This window comes from Clostridium sp. HGF2, from assembly GCF_964240115.1.
GTDB classification, from domain to species: Bacteria; Bacillota_I; Bacilli_A; order Erysipelotrichales; family Erysipelotrichaceae; genus Clostridium_AQ; species Clostridium_AQ innocuum.
Genome location: NZ_CAXSSO010000027.1, coordinates 1 through 1,349 on the forward strand (window position 1 = coordinate 1; position 1,349 = coordinate 1,349).

1 protein-coding gene is annotated in these 1,349 nt (G+C 33.7%); it reads left to right on the top strand.

Annotated features, from left to right (window positions below; translation table 11 throughout):
• Positions 1-209: 209 nt before the first annotated feature.
• Positions 210-1,349, top strand: a 1,140-nt coding sequence (locus ACESPQ_RS20770) for an IS4 family transposase (protein WP_373144875.1), incomplete at its 3' end; no start/stop codon positions are given.

A 1,349-nucleotide genomic window follows, 5' to 3' on the forward strand; every position in this document is an offset into this window, starting at 1 on the left:
ATTAAGTTAAAGAAAAATAGATGAGAGACATTTATACAAAAAGTATAGGTGTCTTTTTTATTTAGGCTTGACAAAATCAGAAAAATCGTGCGCTCCGTTACACTTCGCGCTTTTGTAAGGTGTAGGAGGTGATCTTATATGATCCTTAGTAATAATTTCAATGCTTGTTCTACCTTCATATCTGATAAAAGAATTGAGGGGATTGTGGTATGATCTCTATTCATAAAACACTTTTCAATTCTTTGGATAAGATTTTAAATAAGGCGGATCGTTTGAAATATGATCAACATTTTGTCACACATGAAAGTTCTGATTTCACTCGTAAATCTAGAAAGCTATCTTTTAAAGATACTATTTCATTCATCTTATCAATGGCGGGTAAGCCTATCCGGGAAGAACTACTTGATTTTTTCCATTACTCAAATAATACCCCAACTGCCTCTGCACTTGTCCAGGCACGTTCTAAAATTTCTTCACGTGTTTTTCAATATATTTTGAATGAACTGAATAAAGCATTTCCACCTGATAATTTATATAAGGGCTATCATCTTATTGCGGTCGATGGGTCTGAAATGCAAATACCACTTGATTTTAGTGATCCCGATACGTTACATAAAAGTGCATCGAAAGGAAAATTTCTATCTGCTTTTCATCTTAATGTCAGCTATGATGTTTTAAACCATCGTTATTTAGATACGATCGTTCAAGGGATTCATAGTAAGAACGAGGTCGAAGCCATGTGGAAAATAGTTGAACGTTTTCACGATGATAATGCTATTTTTATCGCAGATAGAAATTATGCAACCTGGAATACTATGGCACATATCATACAGTCGGGTAAGTCCTTTTTGATACGTGTGAAAGATATACACTCGATTTCCAGTCTTTTAAGAAAATTCAATCTGCCAGATGAAGAATTTGATTTGGATTTACATATCACATTGACAAGAAAACAGACCAAAGATATAAAATCTCAACCAGAGAAATATCGTTTCTTATCTACTACATCTACGTTTGATTTTATTGATGAACATAATCCTGAGTATGTACTTCATTTCCGTGTAGTTCGATTTAAGCTGGATGGTAGTGAAGAATATGAATCGATCATCACAAATTTAAGCCGGGATGAATTTAGTAAGGATGAAATAAAAGAAATATACAATACTCGATGGGGTATAGAATTATCGTTCCGTGACCTTAAATATTCAGCGGATCTGTGTGCTGTTCATGCGAAAAAACGAGAAAGCATCCAACAGGAGATTTGGGCAAGGATGATACTGTATCATATATCTTTTATTATGGCTCATCATATAATAAATAAAAAGCCAAAGGGAAAGGGTAAGAAAAAA